Genomic DNA, 21,240 nt, shown 5'->3' with positions numbered 1-21,240 from the left:
CAAACTTCCTCTGAGAGCATGAGCATATGGCTGTACAAAGATACTGTGGAATAGAAACGTTTTGTTTTGTATAGTCGGACGGATATATGTTCATTTGCGCCATGTTGTAGGAAAAGTGTAATTTTAAGTTATGGAAGAGGAAAAACTTGTAGCTATTGATGCTGACCAATATGATTTTTATGTAGACCATATGTATGTCGATCGTATCGATTCTCGTGAGTACAAACATAAAAAGGCGCGGCTGCTCTATGCTGACGGTGGTATTATTCATGTGTTTACAACAACAAAGCACTGGTATTTGCCAGCAAGGTTTTATATGTGGATTCCGGCAAATACAACTTATCATCTGGAAAGTACAAGCTCTCGTATTCCGCTATATAGTTTTTATTTCAAGGAGAAGCAGCATATGCCGTCCGTACTTTCAACGCCAAATATATTTCTAAGCAATGATCTGGTGCGTGAAATGTTTTTATTTGCTCAGGATTGGAGCGGAGGGATCAGCAAAACGGCTGATTATTCAAAGTACTGTCTCTTGCGTGCGATGATGGCGATTATTCCGGATACGAGTTCACCAATAGATGCTTTTCCGATGCAGCATCCTTATCCTAAAAGTGAAAAACTCAGGAGCGTAGCGAGATATCTGAATAGCAATATTGATCAAGCATTTACCATTGAACAGGTTGCTGTGCGCTTTGGTATGAGCAGCCGCTCGTTGTCACGGTTGTTTAAAGAAGATATGGGGATTAGTTATATCCGTTTTTTAAGAGCCATACGAATTGCGAAAGCCCTGGAACTGATGTCTGAGAATAGCTACTCCATTCTAGAAATAGCGATGCGCGTAGGGTACAATGAACTGTCTTCTTTTAGCAATATCTTTACACGTGTAACGGGTATCCGTCCATCGATATATATGGCGAAGATTAATGAATATAAACAGTAATGTTTTTATTTAGGCCAAAAGTTCCTGCAGATCTTCCTGTGATAGTGACTTGATGAAGCTTTCTTCTGTCGTGATCAGGCTTTGTGCAATCGACTTCTTTTTATTCTGTAAAGCTAATATCTTTTCTTCGACGGTATCTTTACTGATAAATTTATAGATAAACACGTTGCGCGTTTGACCGATGCGGTGTGAACGGTCTACAGCCTGTTGTTCCACAGCTGGATTCCACCACGGATCCAGAATAAAAACATAGTCAGCTTCAATCAGATTGAGTCCCACCCCACCTGCTTTTATCGATATAAGGAATAACTTGGTATCGTTGTTTTTACGAAATTGGCTGACGGCTTCATCCCGATTCTTTGTGCCGCCATCCAGGTAGGCATAATTTGTTCCTTTATGATCGAAATACTGACGGAAAATATTGAGCTGTTTTACGAATTGGGAGAAAATCAGCACTTTGTTGCCTCTTCGCATGACCATCTCAAGCGTTTCAATGACAGCTTCAAACTTGCCGGAATCACCCGAGAATTTCTCATCCACCATTCTGGGATGGTTGGCTAATTGTCGGAGCTTTGTCAGGCCTTGCAGCAGCGCAATTTGCGTAGATTTAGGCTTGCTGTCCAATTGTCCGTCAAGAATTGCATTGCGATATTCAGATTTGACTTTTTCGTACAACTCGGATTGTTTTTCAGTCATTTCACAATAAAGGATCTGTTCAGTTTTTGGCGGTAATTCTGTTGCCACCTGATCTTTTGTACGTCTTAATATAAATGGTTTGACAATCGCTTGAAGACGCTGTGCTTTTTCTTCATCTTTTTTCTTTTCTATGGGCTGTACAAATTCCTTTTGAAAATAAGTATAGCTGCCTAGTAGTCCTGGATTGGTGAAGTGCATCTGTGCCCAAAGATCCGAAACGGAATTTTCTACAGGAGTTCCACTCAAAGCCAATTTGTTTTTGCTTTTTAGGCTTTTGATGGCTTTAAACGATTTGGAAGTTGGGTTTTTGATATTCTGGCTCTCATCGAGGATAATGTAATTAAAATAAAAGCCACTCAAGGTTTCTTCGTCAATACGCGCAATTCCGTAGGTGGTAATTACCAAATCATATTTGGCGAAAAGAGTAGCATCTTTGATGCGGTTGTTTCCGGTATGAAGGTGGATATTAAGCTGTGGGGCAAATTGCTGTGCTTCTTTCTGCCAGTTGTATACCAATGATGTTGGCAACACCAAAAGTGAGGTACGGATATCCTGTTCGTCTTGGAGTTGTTCTTTCTGCTGTTGCAATAGGGCTAAAGTCTGTATGGTTTTACCCAAACCCATATCATCTGCAAGACAGCCGCCAAATTTATACTGCTTCAAAAAATTAAACCAATTATATCCTGCTTTTTGGTATGGGCGAAGATTTCCCTTGAAATGTTTTGGTTCGGGAATATCAGCAATCTCTTCAAAATTGGCTAGATTCTGTAGTTTTCGTGTAAATACCAGCTGTGTATGCTCACTAATTTCAAAGAGTAGACCAATATGTACCTTATTTAGTTTGAGCTCATGCCGATCTGCAGAAAACTGGAAGAGATGATTGTATTTTGCAAACCATTCTTCCGGAATCATGGCAATTTCTCCATTCGGTAAGGTAAATTCCTTAATGTTATTAAGAATATGATTGCGCAGCTGGATAAATGGGATCTCATAGGGACCAAATTTTGCGATAGCGCTGATATCAAACCAATCATTGTCTTCATCAATGGAGATATCTAAGGAGGTGTGCCCTATGAAGAAGCGTTTTTCTTCACTATTTTGTATAATGTGGAATCCTAGAGTCTCAAGTTGTTCTTGATGGTTGTTCATCCAGTCAAATACTGAAAGCCGTTTTCCATTATGGGTAGTTGGCGTTAATAAACCGAGTTGGAGGTCGACATCCTGTAGCCCCAATTTTTTTAAGCTTTCATGTTGTTGTTCTTCCCATTGCAAAGATCGTTTTACACGGTGGAATATATACTGATCATCTTTCTCATTATATTCCATACGAACAGTAACTTTATTCTCGGCTCCTGCGGTAAAGGTGTGCGGCCCGTACTTGAATTGCAGTTGTAATTGCGATGCCCCGTCTTCAATATAAATCAAATGGAGGAGTGGAATTGCTTGGTGTTGGTGGGTTTGAATTTCAAATCCTTCGGCATAGACATGATAGCGTTCAATCAGTCCACATACAAAGGTTTCGAAATATTTTTTTTCGGTACTTCTACCGACAGAAATGTAACGTTTATTTAGGAAAGGGCTGAGTTTCTTGCCCTCAAGTGCCTGATCGAAATAATATAGGGTATTGTTTAGAAGCAACCATGCTTGTACATTGGTCAAGACAATGGCATTTTTGAACATAAACTCCAGACGCTGATTTTCGTATTTGATTGTTGGGAAATAACGTGTTTCTTCTTCGTTTCGTCGAAAATGAAATAAAATTGATGCCGCGGAGGTTGCCAATTTAATTTCTTGATCTGCTGGATAACCATCTTTGCTCATCATGAAAAGCGGTTTGTCTCCAACAGCTTCAAAAAATTGGATCATTTTTTCATCAATTTTAGGACGAAGAAGCTCATGTAGCTTTTTATCGAAAACTTTGGAAAAGAAATCGACAGGTCTAATTGCTTTTTTGTAGTATTTTTTGATGAGATGCGTTTGTTCGATTTCATCGAGCAATCGAATTAGTTTATAATCTAATTCATCCAATTCAGCGGCGTAAGCATCTACAGTATTGCTAAATATACGTTGATAGCGTAGTGAGTAAGTCCCATTGGGATTGAGTTTGACCATGTGTGGCTCAATGAGATAGCCAAGATAGGGGTGCTCACATATAGAATAAACGATTTTATATACTGGAAATGACTTTGACTGTTGCATTAAAAATAGCGGACCTTATAAATAAAGGTTTCTAATATACAATAAAATATACCATTAATCGCAATTTGCGCGTTGAAATTTTAAAAATCGATTCTAAGGAATAGCTAGTTAAGATCTCGTACTAACCTTCATTATGAGGTTGTGCACGGGTGCCGTTAAATATCAAGGGGCGTAGGCCCTATTTCACGGCTTGATTTGCTTGGATTGAAAATTTGGGTTGCAATTAGCCTTGATCGCTATAGGAGTAAAAATCTAATAGTTCCCTTCAAAGACAAACTGTGCCGGCCCTTTTAAGAACACCTCTGAGAAATGGGAGCCTTTCTTATGGAAGGAGATATACAGCTGTCCTCCTAATACTCGGATAGGAATATTGATATCACCTTCTAAATTTTGCTGCAAGGCGACAGCCATGGCCGCGGCAGTTGCTCCAGTGCCGCAGGCATAGGTTTCATCTTCAACACCGCGCTCAAATGTACGGAGGAAATAACCATCTCCTTCAGCTTCAATGAAATTTACATTGATGCCTTCTTTTCCATAAGTAGCGTTATTGCGAATGGCGTAGCCATCTTGAAAGACATTCTTATCTTGCAGATTTTTTACAAACTCAACATAATGTGGAGAACCTGTTTGTAACAGATAGGCTTCTCCATCACGGGTAAAATCGGTTACATCGATCATCTGGAGATTGACAAGGTCTGCTGATAAAGAGGCATGGTGTATGCCGTCTACTGCCAAAAAGACAGTTTTGTCAGTAATAATGCCTAAGTCGCGTGCAAAAGCGACGATACAACGCCCCCCATTACCACACATGCTGCCTTCTCTACCGTCGGCATTATAATAAATCATCTCAAAATCGTAATTTTCTGTGGTTTGTAAGAGCATTAGACCATCGGCACCAATGCCAAACCGGCGGTTACAGAGCTTTTCTACCAATGCTTCATCTGCGCGGTCAAATGCTTTGTTGCGATTGTCTACTAAAATGAAGTCATTGCCTGCTCCCTGATATTTTGAAAATCTTACTTTTGATGCCATTACGTTGATTTGTAGTAACAAAAGTACGTTTTTTTGTTACAAAAAAACGGAGAAAAGTTAAGATTTGTTAAAATGGTTGCATTTGTCTAGTAATTAACATTTTTTAACGTGTCGGATTTTCCGAAGGCTTCGAAATGGTATTACATTTGAACATATCCGAATAAAATCGGTAATTTTAAGAGCAAAAATTATCAGCTTATATTAAGACATTTTAAAATAAAAATAAGTTTATGAATAAGGTCGGTTTAACGCTATTAACGGCTGTTTTCGGTGGAGCGGTAGCATTAGGTGGTTACAAGCTTATTGAGAATAAGAAGTTTGATGGTAAGTCTTTCGAAGACAAACAAAAAGTTTATTTTGCGAACAACCCAGTAGGAGCCATGTCTTCGACAGGTAATCCTGATTTTACCCAGGCTGCTGCTGCCGTTTCTCCGGGCGTAGTACATATCAAAACAACGTACACGCGTAAGGGATCTCAGGAATCACAGGGTTCTCCATTCGATATGTTTGAGGAGTTTTTTGGCATGCCACAGGGTGGCGGACGTCGTCAGATGCAGTCCCAGCCTATACAAGCATCCGGATCAGGTGTAATTATTTCAGATGATGGTTATATTGTAACCAACAATCACGTGGTGGAAGATGCAGATAAAATTGAAGTGGTACTAACAGACAAGCGTACGTTTGAAGCTAAATTAATTGGCCGGGATCCAAATACAGATATTGCTCTGTTAAAGGTTGCTGGAAAAGGCCTTCCTGTTGTTAAATTAGGTAATTCAGATAATGTTAATGTTGGTGAATGGGTATTGGCTTTTGGTTATCCACTTGGATTGCAATCTACTGTAACAGCAGGTATCGTTAGTGCTACTGGCCGTGATATTGGTATCTTAAGAGAAGGTCAGCAACAACGCGGTAATCCTTTTGGAGGAAATACGAATCAGCCTCTAGCAAGTTCGGCTATTGAATCCTTTATCCAAACTGATGCAGTTATTAATAAGGGGAATAGCGGTGGAGCATTGACAAATGCTGCTGGTGAATTGATTGGTATTAACTCTGCTATTGCTTCTCCAACAGGTGTGTATGCGGGGTATGGTTTTGCAATTCCTGTGAACTTAGTGAAAAAAATTGCTGATGACTTTGTGGAATTTGGGAATGTAAAACGAGGTTATATTGGTATTAATTACCAACCAGTCACGTCTGAGTTAGCTAAAGAAAGAGGTATTACGGACGTGAACGGGTTATTTGTCGAAGATGTTGTAGCTGGTGGTGCAGCAGAAGCTGCCGGTATCAAAAAAGGAGATATCTTGACTAAAATTAATGGCAAAGTAATTACAGGATCGCCAGTTTTAGGAGAGACAATAGGTCGTCTGCGTCCTGGTGATAAAGTGAATATCACCTACAAACGTGATGGTAAGGAAAAACAAGTGTCGTTGACGTTAAAAGGCGAAGAATCCTTAAAGACTGCAAGCGCTAGCGGAAAAGCTTCTAAAAGTGCAACGGAGATTTACAATAAATTAGGAGCAAGCTTTATTCCTGCTTCTGCTCAGAAGAAAAAGGAACTGGGTGTAAACTCTGGAGTTGTTGTAACCCAAGTGAACCGTGGTGGTATCTTTGATTATTTCGGTGTAGAGCGTGGACTGGTCATTACAGAGGTGAATGGAAAAGCTGTAAATACAGTAGATGATGTTGAAGCTGCTCTCGGCGCAACACAACGCAATATTGTACGATTGAAAGGTGTATCTCCGCAAGGTGGCGCTGTTCAATTGAGCTTCCCTGTAGAATATTAAGCATTGAATTAAGAATTGGTTGATTAATATAGTTTAGGTGGTTCTAACCGTAAGGTTAGGCCACCTTTTTTATGCTTTGTGTTATTGATCGTATTTTTTATGACGATATCATTCAGCTCGCTACACTTGGTTTAATGAAAAGTGTTTAGTCTCATTGGCTTCATTGAATTGGGGTATTGGACAGCAAAGTTCTCCAGTCTGTTTTCATTGCTGGCGGTGGATCCGGAATCAGAAGGACTTTATGGGAAAGCTAGGACACTTGGTAAGAAGTAAGTCAATTTTAAGCCGGTTGTTTCCTTAATCATTTTAGTTTAGCTATTTTGCGGAATGAAGTGCCGATAGAGCTCCAGCACTTTTTATGCTGGGCCTTTATGGCCTTGTGATTTATTACATATTTTGCTATTGACAAGCATGAAAACCTGATTATGTCGGCTAATCGCGTTCTTTGCACCGTTTAGTTGGATCATAGCGTGGTATTGCTACTCTTTGATAGCTTTTAAAAATTATAGAGATGAAGATTTTAATGGTTTGTTTGGGAAATATCTGTCGTTCTCCCCTTGCACATGGTATATTGAAACAAAAAGCAGCAGATAATCAATTAAACTGGGTCGTTGAATCGGCGGGTACAGGCGACTGGCATATTGGTGAAGCCCCCGATCGTAGAGCTATAGCAATTGCAAAGAAATATGGTGTCGATATTTCCGGTCAGCGGGCTCGGCATTTCAAACCGCAATTTTTTTCCGAATACGATCTTATATTTGTAATGGATAGACAAAACTATGCAGATGTATGCGCTCAGGTGATTGATAAGGAAGATCTGCACAAAGTTAAATTGTTTTTGGGAGATGATGTTGTTCCTGATCCGTATTTTGATGATAATTTGTTCGATCCCGTGTTTCAGATGATTGATCAACGTTGTGCAGAGGTTATTGCCAAAGGAGGGAATCCAACAGCATAACTATATTTATCTGTGCGTTAATATGCTTGCAAATCATCGTAAATTTATCTTAGTTTGTTTAAAACAAAAAAATGAAGGCAGCAGAAGTAAATAAGAAGTGGAACATCCTACAGGATGAAATTGCTTCGCTATTCGATATGGAAAAGCCTGACATCAAGGTCTGTTTATTCCTTATTGGTGTTCAGGAATTGGGCAAAGGTGCCCAAAAATTCTCAAAACGAGAAAAAGAAGAGTTGATGCACATTGCGACGTGTCGTCTTTTCAGTGCTATGGGATTTTATAATCTGAAAGGTCTGGATGAAGAAGGGTGGCCACATTGGGAATTGGTAAAACCTATTCCTAACTATACTCTTTTGGAGCAAGAACTGATTATGAAGTCCTTGATCATAAATTATTTTGAAGAGTTAAACGTTATCTAAAAGATAACACAATTGAAAAAAGAGGAAGTTCTAAATGGGAACATATAATTATTAACAGATGAGATTTTTAAAGGCTAGTTTAATAGCAGTATTCTGCTTTTTGCAGGTTTTAGCATTTGCGGCTAAACCCGAGTTTAAATACGTACAGATCGTTACTGACAAGGGGACCTGTGTGCTGCGGTTGTATAATGAGACACCAAAACATCGGGATAACTTCGTGAAATTAGCAAAAAGTAAATACTACGACGGAACCTTGTTCCATCGCGTCATCCAGAATTTTATGATCCAGGGAGGCGATCCTGACTCAAGAAATGCTGTTGGAGGAGCACAGCTGGGTAATGGAGGACCAGGGTATACCATTCCTGCAGAGATTCAGGACGGTTTATTCCATAAAAAAGGGACCATTGGAGCGGCTAGGGATAACAACCCTGCAAAAGCTTCTTCGGGCTCTCAGTTTTATCTTGTTCAGGGAAAGGTATTCACACCTGAAGATCTTAATCGTTTGGAGCAAACACGGATGAATGGTAAGAAATTTTCGGAAGCACAGCGTCAGGCTTATACAACTATTGGTGGCGCACCTCATTTGGATTGGAATTATACTGTATTTGGTGAGTTGGTCAAGGGAGTGGATGTTATCGATCAGATTGCAGCTGTGAAAACAGATAAGCACGATAGACCAGAAGTCGGCCAAAAGATGAACATGCATGTGCTAACGAGGCGAGAAGCGTTAAACTTAGAGCGGGAACTGAAAGGTCTAAAACCTCAGACTGGTATCTTTTCTAAAATCGGTGATCTGTTCTCTTCTAAGGATTATTAATGTTTTTATGAAGTCGCAAATCAGGGATTGAAGCGCTTTTTTTCCTATTATTTAGAATCTCAATACTCAAAAAATGAAAATAGTAACCTATAATGTGAATGGTTTACGTGCAGCCTTGAAGAAAGATTGGTTAGGCTGGTTGAAAACTGTAAATGCGGATGTCATATGTCTTCAGGAGATTAAAGCTACACCGGATCAGATTCCCGAAATTGCTTTGTTGGAGCAGATGGGCTATGAGCATTACTGGTATCCAGCTCAAAAAAAGGGCTATAGCGGAGTCGCCTTGTTTACGCGGATCACACCTAAGCATATTGAGTATGGTTGCGGCCATGAAGATTATGATTTTGAAGGACGTATTATCCGTGCTGATTTTGATCAGGTCTCCGTGATGAGTACCTATTTCCCATCAGGTACAACAGGAGATGTGAGACAGGATTTTAAATACCGTTTTTTGGAGGATTTTCAGTCATATAGCGATAAGCTTTTGATCGAAAAACCGAATTTGGTCGTTTGTGGTGATTATAATATTTGTCACCGTGCCATCGATATTCACAATCCAAAATCAAATGCAAATTCTTCGGGATTTCTTCCGGAAGAGCGCGAATGGATGGAGAATTTTATTAATTCGGGTTATATTGACTCTTTCCGCCATTTAAATCCTGATCCACACCACTACAGTTGGTGGAGCTATCGCGCAGGGGCTCGTGCAAAGAATTTGGGCTGGCGTATTGATTATAATATGGTTTCAAAACCTTTGGCGGAACAAATCAAATCGTCCAGTATAATGCCGGATGCGGTACATTCCGATCATTGCCCGGTATTGCTGGAGCTTGCTATCTAATCATTAGATGACATTTCATAAAAAAGCTTTCATACGTATGAAAGCCCTTTTTTATGGTGAAGCGCAAGAGCGTACTATTAACTAACTATCTCCCTTGGCTATGGATAATGGAAAGTTGCTGGGCAACTTTCTCTGCGATCGTTAAAAATGATTTCGTTACAGGATCTTCGGTATCTATGGCAACAGGGAAACCATTATCTCCTGCGTCAGAAATGCCTTTTAACAAAGGGATTTCACCAAGGAAAGGAACTTTATATTCTTCTGCAAGACGTTTTCCACCATCTTTACCAAAAATATAATATTTATTCTCTGGCAGTTCAGCTGGTGTAAAATAGGCCATATTTTCCACGACACCCAATAATGGAATATTGATGCTATCCATTAAGAACATTCCAATTCCTTTGACAGCGTCAGCCAGGGCAACGTGCTGTGGGGTTGTGACAATCACAGCACCGGCAATCGGGAATGTCTGTGATACGGTGATATGGATGTCACCAGTGCCCGGAGGCATATCAACAACCAAATAATCCAGTTCACCCCAATGTGCATCGTTAAAAAGCTGCTTGATGGCCGAGGTTGTCATCGGTCCACGCCATGGAATAGGCTGGTTTGGATCAGTGAAAAATCCTATTGAAAGTAGCTTCAGTCCAAATTTTTCAAGCGGTTCAATTTTAACCTGGCCGTTTGGCATTTCTATCGAACCCGGTTTGGCACCTTCTAGGCCAAACATAATCGGAAGCGATGGCCCATAGATGTCGGCGTCTAAAAGACCTGTTTTAGCTCCTTTAGCATGGAGTGCAAGTGCAAGATTTGCAGCGACAGTAGATTTACCAACTCCACCTTTGCCTGAAGATACCAGGATGATGTTTTTAATACCTGATACTTGCGCGCCTTGTTTCCCGATCACATTGGAAGTCATATTGATGTTGACTTCTAGGTTTTTGTCTATGAAATGGGCTATGGCGTTTCGGCAGGCATGCTCAATATGGTCCTTAAGCGGGCAAGCTGGTGTAGTTAAAATGACATCGAAAGAAATTTTTTCACCTTCGATCTCGATATTTTGAATCATATTCAATGTTACAAGATCCTTTTTTAAATCAGGCTCTTCAACATAGGATAATGCATTTAATATTTGTTCTTTGGTAACCATCTAATATTCATTTGTAATCATGGATTACAAAACTACTCATTGCGGATCAATTTCATGTCATTTCTTTGTTTTTAATGGGATTAAGATTACTGTATCGTACTCCTAATCTTTAGGAAAGATCCGTTATCCAGTCCATTTTCGTTTTCGGGTAACCAACCTGTTTTCTAAATAATTTTGTCGGACTGTAGAAAGGGATAAAGGCCATCCTGGTTTCAGTGAATTATAATTGTATATGCAGCCAAATTTATCTAAGTTTGACTGTTGATATGCACGAATTTGCATTAAGTAATAATTATGTCCAATCGATTTATAACATCTTTTAAGTCCCGCAAATGGCGATGGCTTTATATTGCTTTAGCTGCTATTTTGGTTTTGGCGATCGCAGTAGGCACCTATGCTTATCAGAAAAGAGATGCCATGCTCATGGGAGCAATCAACAAAGCGAAAGCGAAGTTGCTTGAAAAGTATGATATGGAATTGAAGATTCAATATTATGCTTTCCAGGGGATTAATGCCGTACAGTTTAAGAATATACAGCTATTGCCCAAAAATAGGGATCAACTGGCTCAAATCAATGATTTGACAGTGTCTGTAAAATTGTGGCCTTTGTTATTTGGGGATGTGAAGTTAGGACAAGTTCTTTTAGATAATGGGAAGGTTTCTCTTGTTAAAAAGGATTCGATCAGTAACTACGATTTCCTGTTCAAGAAGCAGAAAAAGGATACTATTGAAAATGATAACCCAAAGCAGAATCTGGCGGCCTTGGCAGATCGATTGTTGAAAAATGTATTTTTTAAGATTCCAAATGACCTCGATCTCAAGAACCTTGAGTTTTCCTATCGTGACGACAGTACTTCACAACGCATTGCAATTCCTTCTGCTGTGATAGACGGCGGAGATATGGAAACCAAGTTTCTGTTAAATGACCATGAGGCAGCCTGGAATCTGACCGGAACGATTGATTCAGATAATCAAGAATGTGACCTTCGTCTTTTTTCCGATAAAAAAGAGGTAAATCTTCCACTATTACAGCGCAAATTTGGTCTCGCGGTAAGTTTTGATGAAATATCCTTCCGATTGGACAAGGCTCATCGAAGAAATAAGGAGTTGCTGGAGTTGCATGGGCAATGGGGATTTAAAAATCTGAAAGTAAATCACTGGCGTATTTCTAGTAAAGATGTTATTTTTCCTGAGGCCATCATGCAGGGGGCATTGAATATTGGAGCATCATCGATTGAAGTGAGCAAAGAAAGTACCGTTCAGGTCAAAGATTTCGTGTTTTCTCCTTATATCAAATATGTGCACAAGCCGGAAAAAGAACTCTTCCTCGCCATTCATACCGATAGGATAGAGGCTCAGCACTTTTTTGATGCCATGCCAGTTGGATTATTTCCTGGCTTAGACGGTATTCAGGTGGAGGGGCATATTCAATACGATCTGAACTTTGCTCTCGAAATCAAAAAGCCCGAAAAGCTTCTTTTCTCTTCCAAAATGGATGATAGGGATTTAAAAGTTGTCAAATGGGGGGAGGCCGATATTGCGATGTTAAATACACCATTCACGTATACAGCCTATGAAGATGGTAAGCCGATGCGGGAAATTGTTGTCGGACCTCAAAATCCTAATTTTACACCTATAGATCAAATATCCCGTTATATGCAGATTAGTTTGATCAATACCGAAGATCCATTTTTCTTTAAGCACAAGGGCTTTGAGGAGAAAGCTTTTAAACTCTCTATTGCTACAAACATTAAGGAAAAAGGATTTAAGCGCGGGGCGAGTACGATATCAATGCAACTGGTGAAAAATGTTTTTCTAAATCGCAATAAGACGGTTGTACGGAAGCTGGAGGAAATTTTGCTGGTATGGCTGATGGAACGCTCGCAGCAAGTGAGTAAAAAACGCATGTACGAGGTTTACCTGAATGTCATCGAGTGGGGAAATAATGTATATGGTATTACCGAAGCTGCACGCTATTATTTTGGGAAAACACCAGCGCAATTAGGGCTTGGAGAAAGTATATTTTTGTCGAGCATTGTTCCGCGTCCTAAAAAGGGACTCAACTTTTTTGACTGGACAGGGCACCTGAAAGGGAATATGTTGCGCTATTTTAATACCTATGGTCATATTATGACCAAAACAGGGCAGATTAGTGTGGATTCAACAACTTCAAATTATGGTTTTTATGAAGTTGTTCTGCAGCCGCATCTGCGGGCAGCAAGACCAGCTGTGGTAGATTCTGTTGATGTATTAGATATGGGGGATGATCCATTGTTGTTCGATCGTCTCGAAAGTAGTTCTCCTACCGACAATCTTGAGCATGTATCTGTTCCGAAGAAGCTAAAACAAATGGATCTAACAGAAAAGAAAGAGGAGGAGGCTAGTGAGCAGGAGAAACCAAAACGATCGCTATTTGACAAGATATTAGGGCGTAAAAAAGAGGAAAAAGAAAACGACACACACAAATAGTGCCTGTGCTGAAAGAAGAATATTAGCATGAAAAAGATAGAAATTGACGGACTGCTTTTCGAACCTTTATTTGAAGAGGAGCAAATTCAGAAACGAGTGCGCTTGATGGGGATTGATATAAGCCTGCGTTATGAACACAAACAGCCTGTTTTTATAGGCGTCTTGAATGGATGTTTTATGTTTATGGCAGATTTGCTTAAGCAAATTGATGTTCCTTGTGAGATGTCGTTTATTAAGTTGGCTTCTTATATTGGAACCGGGCAATCTGAATTAAACGAGCTTTTAGGACTTGGTATCGATCTTGAAGGCCGTGATGTGATTATTGTAGAAGATATTGTCGACTCCGGGCATTCCCTGAAGTATACCTTGGATGCCGTAAAAAAATTAAATCCAGCGAGTGTGATTGCCTGTGCACTTTTGGTGAAACCTGAGGCGCTGCAGTATCATTTCGAGGAATTGACCTATGTTGGCTTTGAAATAAGTAAAGAATTTGTAGTTGGGTATGGTATGGATTTTAATGGTCTTTGTCGGAATCTCCCTGATATTTATAAAAACGTAGCAGTCTAATGTACTAACAAGTGATCATTAGATTTTAACTATAGAATTTTGATCTATTCAGGTGTTTGATCGTTGTATAATTCTTTCAGATTTATGCGTAAAATTTCTAAATCTGATAACGGTAGTTTGGAGACAGTTTCAAGTATTTCCTTTTCATCAAATTTAATGACTAAAACACCTTTGTTATCTTCCTCATAGCCCGATTTTTGTATTGTAAAGTCTATCTTTTCAAAATCAAATTCTTTTTGACCCCCTTTAAACCATTGGTAGTCGGCGGTGTAGTTGATTTTGTTTTTTTGAAATTCAATAATTTCAGCGCCATAGGTATTCCATAATGAAACACGGAGCATATAGTATGCTATTAATCCAAATAAGCCAAGCATGATAACACTCACAATTGTCAGCCCGCTATTGGATACATTGACAGTGACGCCACCAAGGGGTAGAATTATAGAAAATATGGTAAGTAAATAGATGAATAGTCTGGCAATTAGAGGCCCCCTTTTTTCTTTTAATACCAATTGGTTTTGTTTTAGGTCGATTTGATTCATATGTTGTATTGCTGTTCTTATCGGTCTGTTTTTATGGTGTAGAGAACCGGTTTTGATTCCTATAAATTGGTGTTTGCGAAACCTATGCGCATTTTAATGGTTAACTTATTTAAACGAACAGGTTTCGATATGGTCGTTCACCATTCCAACGGCCTGCATATAAGCATAACAGATGGTAGAACCGAAAAATTTGAATCCCCTTTTCTTCATGTCTTTTGCTATTTTATCAGAAATCGCTGTAGTTGCAGGTACCTGTTGCAGACTGGTCCAGTGGTTGACAATTGGTTTTTTTTCAGGCAAAAAGGTGTATAAATAGTCGTAGAAGCTACCATATTCTGCTTGGATTTTCTTAAAATGCTGTGCATTGGTAATGGTGGATTCAATTTTATTCCTGTGTTTGATAATTCCCGAATCGACCAAAAGTCTAGCAACATGTTCGTTGGTATAAGCAGCGACTTGATCAACATCAAAATTGGCAAAAGCTTCTTGGTATGCCTTTCTTCGCCGAAGAATCGTAATCCAGCTTAAGCCGGCTTGTGCAGACTCTAAGATCAAAAATTCAAATAAAGTTTTGTCATCGTGGACTTGTCGTCCCCATTCTTTATCGTGATAATCGACATATTGCGGATCAGATCCGCACCATTGACAACGTATGATTTCTTTGTACATGTTCTCTGAAGATTTTTTGAATGCAATATAACTTTTTATCCTAACTTTACGACCACAATTAAAGAGTTTCGAATATAGACGGTTCATGAGCATTTCATTACCGTTAAGAGACAATTCATTTTAATGAGCGTAACTATCTTCAAATATCATATTCTATTTGTAGTACTACTGCTGTTTTCAATTACGGGATTGAATGCGCAGCGGCGGACTTTTCGGACGGTTGTACAGGACAGCAGTACAGTTAGTACTGATAGTCTAAATATCGTAAAGGATTCTGTTGAATCGCCAAACCAGAAAGTTTTGGCATCCTTGAATCCTGCGTTACAGAATCAATATCGGATCGTAACAGTGAACGGGGAAGGTTTAAGGATTCATAACATTTATAATTTTGATGTTCAGCAGTATTTTCAGAGCAAATTAAGAAGTAGCAATTTGGATCGGCAATATGGAACGCTCAAGGCTCATCGTGAAAACTGGATTTTATTTACAGTTCTCGCATTAATTTTTGGTGTTGGGTTGATTCGGGTATTTTTCCCTTCTGATATTAAATTGGTTTTTCAGGGGTACTGGGATGATAGGGTCTTATTGTCTGTAAGCAAAGAGGATACGATCCTGACATCTTGGCCATTTATTTTTCTATTTATATTATTTTCTGGGGCAATAGGCTTATTTGTAAGTCTATTTTATGCATATGAATTAAATAGATTCGATTTTATTACTTTTCCCAATTATATGAAGACTGCGGGAATGGTTGGTGCTTTGTTTGCGTTAAAAATCGGATTTATCCGATTCCTATCCTTTGTTTTTCAAATTAGAAAGTTGGTAAAGGAATATGTGACCGTGCTGTATCTGATTTATTTCAATACACTTTTTTTTAATGCTTCCTGTACTATTAATTTTGAGTCTTGTGCCTTTGACATCGGTAGGAGTTGTACTGCATTTGGCTATTGTTGGAGTGGCCTTACTCTTTTTCTATCGGTTTCTTAAGACAGCGACTCATATTATGTCTATGTATAAATTTTCAATTTCCTATTTAATTTTGTACCTTTGTTGCCTAGAAATAGCACCAATATTAATACTGTTAAGATTATTGAGCTAAAACTGGTTAATATGCAAACTTCAGACGTAGAAAGAGCAAAGAAGGTAAAAAGTGTACTGGTGACTTTACCAAAACCTGAAAACGATAAGTCCCCTTATTATGATTTAGCAAAGAAATACGGGTTAAAATTAGACTTTCGAGGTTTTATACACGTAGAAGGAGTTCCTGCCAAAGATGTGCGTAGGGATAAGGTTAATTTAGCAGATTATTCTGCCGTAATATTTACGAGCAGAAATGCTGTAGATCATTATTTTAGAATTTGTGAAGAGATGCGATTTGAAGTGTCTGCAGAAATGAAATATTTCTGTATTTCAGAGACGATTGCCCTCTATCTTCAAAAGTATATCCAATATAGAAAACGGAAGATTTTCTTTGGTAAACAGACCGCGAAAGACCTTGAAGAGGTATTGAAAAAACACAAAGGGGAGAATTTCTTGTTCCCTTGTTCGGATGTGGCCAATGAGGAAACAAGTAATTGGTTACAACAAAACGGCTATAAATTTACACCGGCTGTGCTTTTTAGAACTGTTGTAAGCGATTTGACTGATTTGAAAGATGTTTTCTACGATGTTATCGTGTTCTTTAGTCCTTCAAGTGTACAGTCCTTATATGATAACTTCCCTGACTTTAAGCAGAATAATACAAGGATTGCAGCATTTGGTGCTTCTACTCAACAGGCTCTTTTAGATCACGGATTGATTTTAGATATCCCTGCTCCAACACCAAAAGCGCCTAGTATGACGATGGCTGTTGAAGAATATATCAAAAAGGTAAATAAGTAATAGCCTAACATAAGGTAAATAACAAAAAAAGGGTTCTTAAGACCCTTTTTTTGTTATGTGTGCAGTTTAAGATCGGCAAGGATCTGTAAAGACTTTTACGGGCGTTGCTGTTGAGTTTTATCATTCCGAATCGGGAATGGTACGATGACAATTTTACGAATTGGCCGGATGATCAATTTGTGGGGTATGTTCATCTTGTATGAAAGATAGATGAATCGTATTTTTATCTGTAGGGGTATAGAAATGGTGGCGAGTCGAATCGATGATGTTAAAATGTAATAAAAGTGACGATGGTCATTGAGATTTTAAGTATATTTCTATTAAATTGCTTGGAGTAATTTATTCCAATTAAAAATAAAGCATAGGCAGTATTTTTAAAATTTGATAGAAATATTTTTTTTATGTTTGTAATTAAGCAAAATTAGTCAGTCGTGAAGTTAAAGCAAGTTGATAAAATTTCGGGCATTCAATCAGAGGACTTTTTAAAGAATTATCTGAAACCAGGTTTTCCTGTAATCATATCAGATTTTATCAGTGCAGAAAGTCCAGCGTGGAAGAAATGGAGTTATGATTACTTTAAGGAAATCGCAGGAGATATAAAGATAGATGTCTATGGAAAAGAGGAAGAATCAATGGACCGTGCTGCCAGTGCTCCTGTTGGCCATATGACATTTGCAGAATATTTGGATCTGATCACAAAAGAGCCTACAGAGTTACGGTTGTTTTTGTTCAATCTACTCAAGATACGTCCTGAACTGAAACACGATGTTATTTATAACGATGTTACAGGCGGTAAGGTATTGCAATGGTTGCCGTTTATGTTCTTTGGTGGAGAGGGGTCAAGTACCCGTAATCATTTCGATATTGATATGTCACACGTGTTTATTTCTCAATTCCAAGGATTAAAACGTATTTGGCTTTTTCCAAATGATCAATCTGATTTGATGTACAAATTGCCATACAATTTTCATAGTATTGCAAACCCCAAATATAGTAGTGAAGAGGAATATCCCGGGATAAAGTACCTAGATGGTTATGAAGCTGTCATTCATCCTGGAGAGACCTTATATATGCCAGCAGGCTGGTGGCACTATATTCAGTATGAGACAGAGGGCTATTCGATTTCTGTTAGGGCGTTAGCAAATTCGATCAGTGAGAAATTGCAGGGGGCGCGTAATCTGTTTATCACAAGGCATTTTGACAATACGATGCGAAAGATCTTCAAAGACCATTGGTTCCATTATAAAATTAATACAGCAAAGCGTCGAGCCAATAAAGCAATTAAAAGAAACAAACGTTAATATAGAAAGGGGACAGTAAAATGTCCCCTTTTGTTTTTTAGCGTATTTTATGTATCAAACCTAGCTTACCCTCACACTGCAATAAGGCTTTTTTATTCTTCTGTATCGTCCCATTTGCTAGCTTCCCGGTAGAATAGTGTATAAGGGTCGCTTGGGTAAATCATTGCGTCCGGGTTATGCCGAAATGGAACATCTGGGTTAAAGATTTCCTGAAGAATATCTCGCAGGAATCTGACAAAATTTTCTTTCTGGAAAGCAAGGAATTCATCAGTCAATATTCCCGATTTACCACTGAATAATGTCCCTTCTTCCCGCATTTTACGGGCGACATAGAGATGAGGTTCGAGTTGTTTCCTTCCTGTCTTTTGTTCGAATACATAGGCATAGAATAGCGTCTGCACCATGGCTTTATTTTCGGTATTTGGCGCAAATACCTGGTCGATTTCTTTGAATATGATCGAGTCTCCACCAGTCTTGTAATCAACAATTCTACTGATAATACGATCGTCGTGTGTTACGACCTCATCTACACGGTCAATGATGCCGTAAAGTGTGACCTGTTGTTCTTCTCCATTGATCTCAATAGGAAAGGGCAGTACATAATCGTTGTCATTCTCGAGTTCAATAATCCGAAATGCTTTGTAGTTGTTGATGTCATATTCAAGATACATCTTGACATACTCGCAGGCAATCTTCAGCATGATCCGCTGCAGGCTGTTTAAGTCATGTGTTGTCTTTAATTCGATCTGATATTGCAGGCCTATTTCACGAATCACCTGTGCTTCTATTTTGTCGATCTCGTGCCGTAAGACAGTTGTCGGTGTAAAGTCCTGCTGCCCCTTGAAAGGTAGGAATATCTTCTCCATGACATTATGGATGACAGTTCCCAGTTTATTCATCTCAAATTCCTGAGAGATTGAAGGTGGTTCTTTGATACCGGCAATATGTTTTAAAAAAAACTGTAGCGGGGATTGCAGGTAAGTTGTTAGTGCCGTTGCAGATATCCTTTTCTGGTTGACGATAAAATCCTGATATATCTTTTCCCAGACTTGACCACGTTTCTCGATGACAATCTCTTGCGCCTTATCCGCAAATTGGATGGTCTGTTGTTGAATTTTTCGGTCAAACTGAAATTTACTTTCAAACTCCAGCTGTTTGATAAAGCGACTTTCTTCGCCGGTAGAGCTTTCGTCTACTAAGCCATTGTAGAAAATATGTATTCCTTCACTGTATTGAAAATGGCGATAGAATAAATAAGCTGACAGTGCATCCTGATTCTCCAATATGGGAAGGCCATAAGCGCTTCTCAGGCTATTAGGTATAAAGGTCGGTGAATTGGACGTTTTGGGTAGAATGCCTTCATTTGCGCCTAAAATATATACGTTGTCAAAATTTAAACAACGGCTCTCCAAGAGTCCCATAATCTGAATTCCTTCTAGCGGATCTCCTTCTATCGCTGAATTTATTGGAGCGATTGCTTTTTTAATCAGGCCAATCTGGAAGCTGATGCTTAAGGGCGCAACTGTTTCAAAGCCCAGTAGCAGCTGATTTAACGTTTTCTTTGTTTCGATCAAAAGGTTGTTGTCAATTTGGCGGATGCGCTCCTGAGAAGAGATGCTATGCAATAGGTCATCGACGATCAGAATGAGCGCAGGGATCAAATGTGCCGAATTTTCGATTGGCACAAAAAACTGAGGCAGGGAGCTTTTGAGATGAAGTTCCTCCAATGCGATCTCAAAGAGCTGTTTGTCGGCAATCTCTTTTTGGATCTGAAGTTTATCTGCTAAAGAAACCATGCTGAGCGGATGGTTGATAAAGGTCTCTATGACCTGATAAGGAATCTTCCGCCTCTTGAACTGTGATATCTCCAAATGTACATCCATCCATAGGTCCAGGATACCGAAAATGGGAGACTGCGTCAGTGGATATCCCGTTGTGATGTTGGGGTTGACATCGGGTAGACTCTGTAGCAAAGGAACCAGTAGGTTTTCATCTGCTAGAAGAATGGCAGAGGTCTGTTCCGCTTTATGGTGCTGTTCGAGGATATCATAGAGCAATTTTGTTTGGCTGATTTTTCCGGTGCTGGCATATAGATTTACGGTTGAGGTTCTATTGCCTATAATGTTCGGGCTATCGCCAAGCGCATTGACCAAACCTGTTTGAAAAATATTTCGACGGATAAAAAGTCCCGCCTCCTGCATAGTGTCCTCCAGGTAATAGGCATCGGCATCAAAATAGAATAGTGCGCTGCCTTTGTCCTGCCATTGTCTAAATAATTTTGCCTCAACTTTATTTAAAGCATTGAAACCGACAAAAAGGATATGCTGAAAGGAAGATGCAAACTGCTGATTTGTAGCCTTGCCTTCAACCAGATCACGGTAGATTGTTGGATAGTTGGTTTGGCCTTCTGTTTTAAGCTTTTCTTTGAATCGATCATATAATACCGGCAGTCTTTTCCAAAGTTGAAGAAAGCGCTCTTGTACTCCACTATGCCCCGCAATAGAAAAAGACTGCCAAAATTGACGGATAAACCCTTGCTGTTCTTGCGTGAGATGTTGGAAAGCAATGTCGATTTTGGTATTGTCATAAAGTTCTAAATAGATCTGCTCGATGGGAACGAGATCATAATCCAGTTGACCGAAGTCACTCAATATAATTTCGGCAATGGGATAGAACTCTTCCAGCGTTTCTGGTTGCCTGCCCTCAGCTACCAATAACTCATTATGAATATTAAACAGATGAAAAAATTGGGTTAAAGGACTGGCTTCGGTATCATCGGTCGAAAGTCTGAAAAATTCCTGAATCGTAAAAAACTGCGGCGACCAGATCGCCTGGCCATACACTTCAGAGAGATGTTTTTTGAGGTAGGTAATCGGCCGTTTATTATTAAACACGATGGCAATTTCACTCAGATCGTTTCCAAAACGTTTTTGAATGTCTGCTGCTACTAATTTTAGAAAGGCTGTCTGCATCGT

The 21,240-nt window shown here is 39.2% G+C and carries 18 protein-coding genes; 12 read left to right on the top strand and 6 right to left on the bottom strand.

Annotated features, from left to right (window positions below; genetic code table 11):
• Positions 1-130: 130 nt before the first annotated feature.
• Entirely contained in the window at positions 131-940 is an 810-nt protein-coding gene (locus BV902_RS26550) for an AraC family transcriptional regulator (RefSeq protein WP_075994467.1), read from the top strand.
• Positions 941-949: 9 nt separating this feature from the next.
• Here BV902_RS26550 and BV902_RS26545 read toward each other — a convergent pair whose 3' ends face one another.
• Both BV902_RS26545 and dapF read right to left on the bottom strand, forming a co-directional pair.
• Positions 950-3,835 (bottom strand): DEAD/DEAH box helicase, encoded by a 2,886-nt coding sequence (locus BV902_RS26545; protein WP_075994466.1) that lies wholly within the window; start codon positions 3,833-3,835, stop codon positions 950-952.
• A gap of 252 nt (positions 3,836-4,087) precedes the next feature.
• On the bottom strand, positions 4,088-4,867 hold the full coding sequence (gene dapF / locus BV902_RS26540; protein ID WP_075994465.1) for a diaminopimelate epimerase: 780 nt from the start codon (positions 4,865-4,867) through the stop codon (positions 4,088-4,090).
• A gap of 230 nt (positions 4,868-5,097) precedes the next feature.
• Here dapF and BV902_RS26535 point away from each other — a divergent pair, with 230 nt between their 5' ends.
• From BV902_RS26535 to BV902_RS26515, 5 genes are all read left to right on the top strand, one after another.
• A complete protein-coding gene (locus BV902_RS26535; RefSeq protein WP_075994464.1) occupies positions 5,098-6,651 on the top strand; it encodes a Do family serine endopeptidase in 1,554 nt (517 codons plus the stop codon).
• A gap of 511 nt (positions 6,652-7,162) precedes the next feature.
• A complete protein-coding gene (locus tag BV902_RS26530; RefSeq protein WP_075994463.1) occupies positions 7,163-7,609 on the top strand; it encodes a low molecular weight protein-tyrosine-phosphatase in 447 nt (148 codons plus the stop codon).
• Positions 7,610-7,680: 71 nt separating this feature from the next.
• Positions 7,681-8,028, top strand: coding sequence for a hypothetical protein (locus BV902_RS26525; RefSeq protein WP_075994462.1), 348 nt, complete (start codon positions 7,681-7,683; stop codon positions 8,026-8,028).
• Between the two features lie 58 nt (positions 8,029-8,086).
• The gene (locus tag BV902_RS26520; RefSeq protein ID WP_075994461.1) at positions 8,087-8,845 is read left to right on the top strand and encodes a peptidylprolyl isomerase; all 759 of its coding nucleotides are present in this window, start codon (positions 8,087-8,089) and stop codon (positions 8,843-8,845) included.
• Between the two features lie 73 nt (positions 8,846-8,918).
• Positions 8,919-9,686 (top strand): exodeoxyribonuclease III, encoded by a 768-nt coding sequence (locus tag BV902_RS26515; RefSeq protein WP_075994460.1) that lies wholly within the window; start codon positions 8,919-8,921, stop codon positions 9,684-9,686.
• Between the two features lie 85 nt (positions 9,687-9,771).
• Here BV902_RS26515 and BV902_RS26510 read toward each other — a convergent pair whose 3' ends face one another.
• Positions 9,772-10,836 (bottom strand): Mrp/NBP35 family ATP-binding protein, encoded by a 1,065-nt coding sequence (locus tag BV902_RS26510; RefSeq protein ID WP_075994459.1) that lies wholly within the window; start codon positions 10,834-10,836, stop codon positions 9,772-9,774.
• 294 nt (positions 10,837-11,130) lie between these two features.
• On the opposite strand from BV902_RS26510, the gene BV902_RS26505 reads away from it, so the two are divergent.
• Both BV902_RS26505 and hpt read left to right on the top strand, forming a co-directional pair.
• Positions 11,131-13,305, top strand: coding sequence for a transglycosylase domain-containing protein (locus BV902_RS26505; protein ID WP_075994458.1), 2,175 nt, complete (start codon positions 11,131-11,133; stop codon positions 13,303-13,305).
• A gap of 27 nt (positions 13,306-13,332) precedes the next feature.
• On the top strand, positions 13,333-13,872 hold the full coding sequence (hpt, locus tag BV902_RS26500) for a hypoxanthine phosphoribosyltransferase (RefSeq protein WP_075994457.1): 540 nt from the start codon (positions 13,333-13,335) through the stop codon (positions 13,870-13,872).
• Between the two features lie 44 nt (positions 13,873-13,916).
• On the opposite strand, the gene BV902_RS26495 is transcribed toward hpt, so the two are convergent.
• Both BV902_RS26495 and BV902_RS26490 read right to left on the bottom strand, forming a co-directional pair.
• The gene (locus BV902_RS26495; protein WP_075994456.1) at positions 13,917-14,414 is read right to left on the bottom strand and encodes a hypothetical protein; all 498 of its coding nucleotides are present in this window, start codon (positions 14,412-14,414) and stop codon (positions 13,917-13,919) included.
• Between the two features lie 105 nt (positions 14,415-14,519).
• Positions 14,520-15,083, bottom strand: coding sequence for a DNA-3-methyladenine glycosylase I (locus BV902_RS26490; protein ID WP_075995004.1), 564 nt, complete (start codon positions 15,081-15,083; stop codon positions 14,520-14,522).
• A gap of 123 nt (positions 15,084-15,206) precedes the next feature.
• On the opposite strand from BV902_RS26490, the gene BV902_RS26485 reads away from it, so the two are divergent.
• The 4 genes from BV902_RS26485 (at position 15,207) to BV902_RS26470 (ending at position 18,265) form a co-directional block, all read left to right on the top strand.
• Positions 15,207-16,070 (top strand): DUF4271 domain-containing protein, encoded by an 864-nt coding sequence (locus tag BV902_RS26485; protein WP_075994455.1) that lies wholly within the window; start codon positions 15,207-15,209, stop codon positions 16,068-16,070.
• Positions 15,991-16,182, top strand: a complete 192-nt coding sequence (locus tag BV902_RS28810) for a DUF4271 domain-containing protein (protein WP_443019248.1) — start codon at positions 15,991-15,993, stop codon at positions 16,180-16,182. The genes BV902_RS26485 and BV902_RS28810 overlap by 80 nt, the downstream gene beginning before the upstream one ends.
• Before the next feature lie 11 nt (positions 16,183-16,193).
• On the top strand, positions 16,194-16,964 hold the full coding sequence (locus BV902_RS26475; RefSeq protein ID WP_075994453.1) for a uroporphyrinogen-III synthase: 771 nt from the start codon (positions 16,194-16,196) through the stop codon (positions 16,962-16,964).
• Positions 16,965-17,395: 431 nt separating this feature from the next.
• Positions 17,396-18,265 (top strand): cupin-like domain-containing protein, encoded by an 870-nt coding sequence (locus tag BV902_RS26470; protein ID WP_075994452.1) that lies wholly within the window; start codon positions 17,396-17,398, stop codon positions 18,263-18,265.
• Positions 18,266-18,357: 92 nt separating this feature from the next.
• Here the strand turns inward: BV902_RS26470 and BV902_RS26465 are convergent, their stop codons facing one another.
• Positions 18,358-21,237 carry a PD-(D/E)XK nuclease family protein gene (locus tag BV902_RS26465; RefSeq protein WP_075994451.1) on the bottom strand — a complete coding sequence of 960 codons (2,880 nt, stop codon included), beginning with the start codon at positions 21,235-21,237 and terminating at the stop codon, positions 18,358-18,360.
• Positions 21,238-21,240 lie beyond the last annotated feature (3 nt).

The sequence above is a fragment of the Sphingobacterium sp. B29 genome, assembly GCF_001952815.1.
In the GTDB taxonomy this organism is placed as follows: Bacteria; Bacteroidota; Bacteroidia; order Sphingobacteriales; family Sphingobacteriaceae; genus Sphingobacterium; species Sphingobacterium siyangense.
The sequence above is the reverse complement of the archived record's forward strand: the minus strand, read 5'-3'. Positions and strand labels throughout refer to the sequence as shown.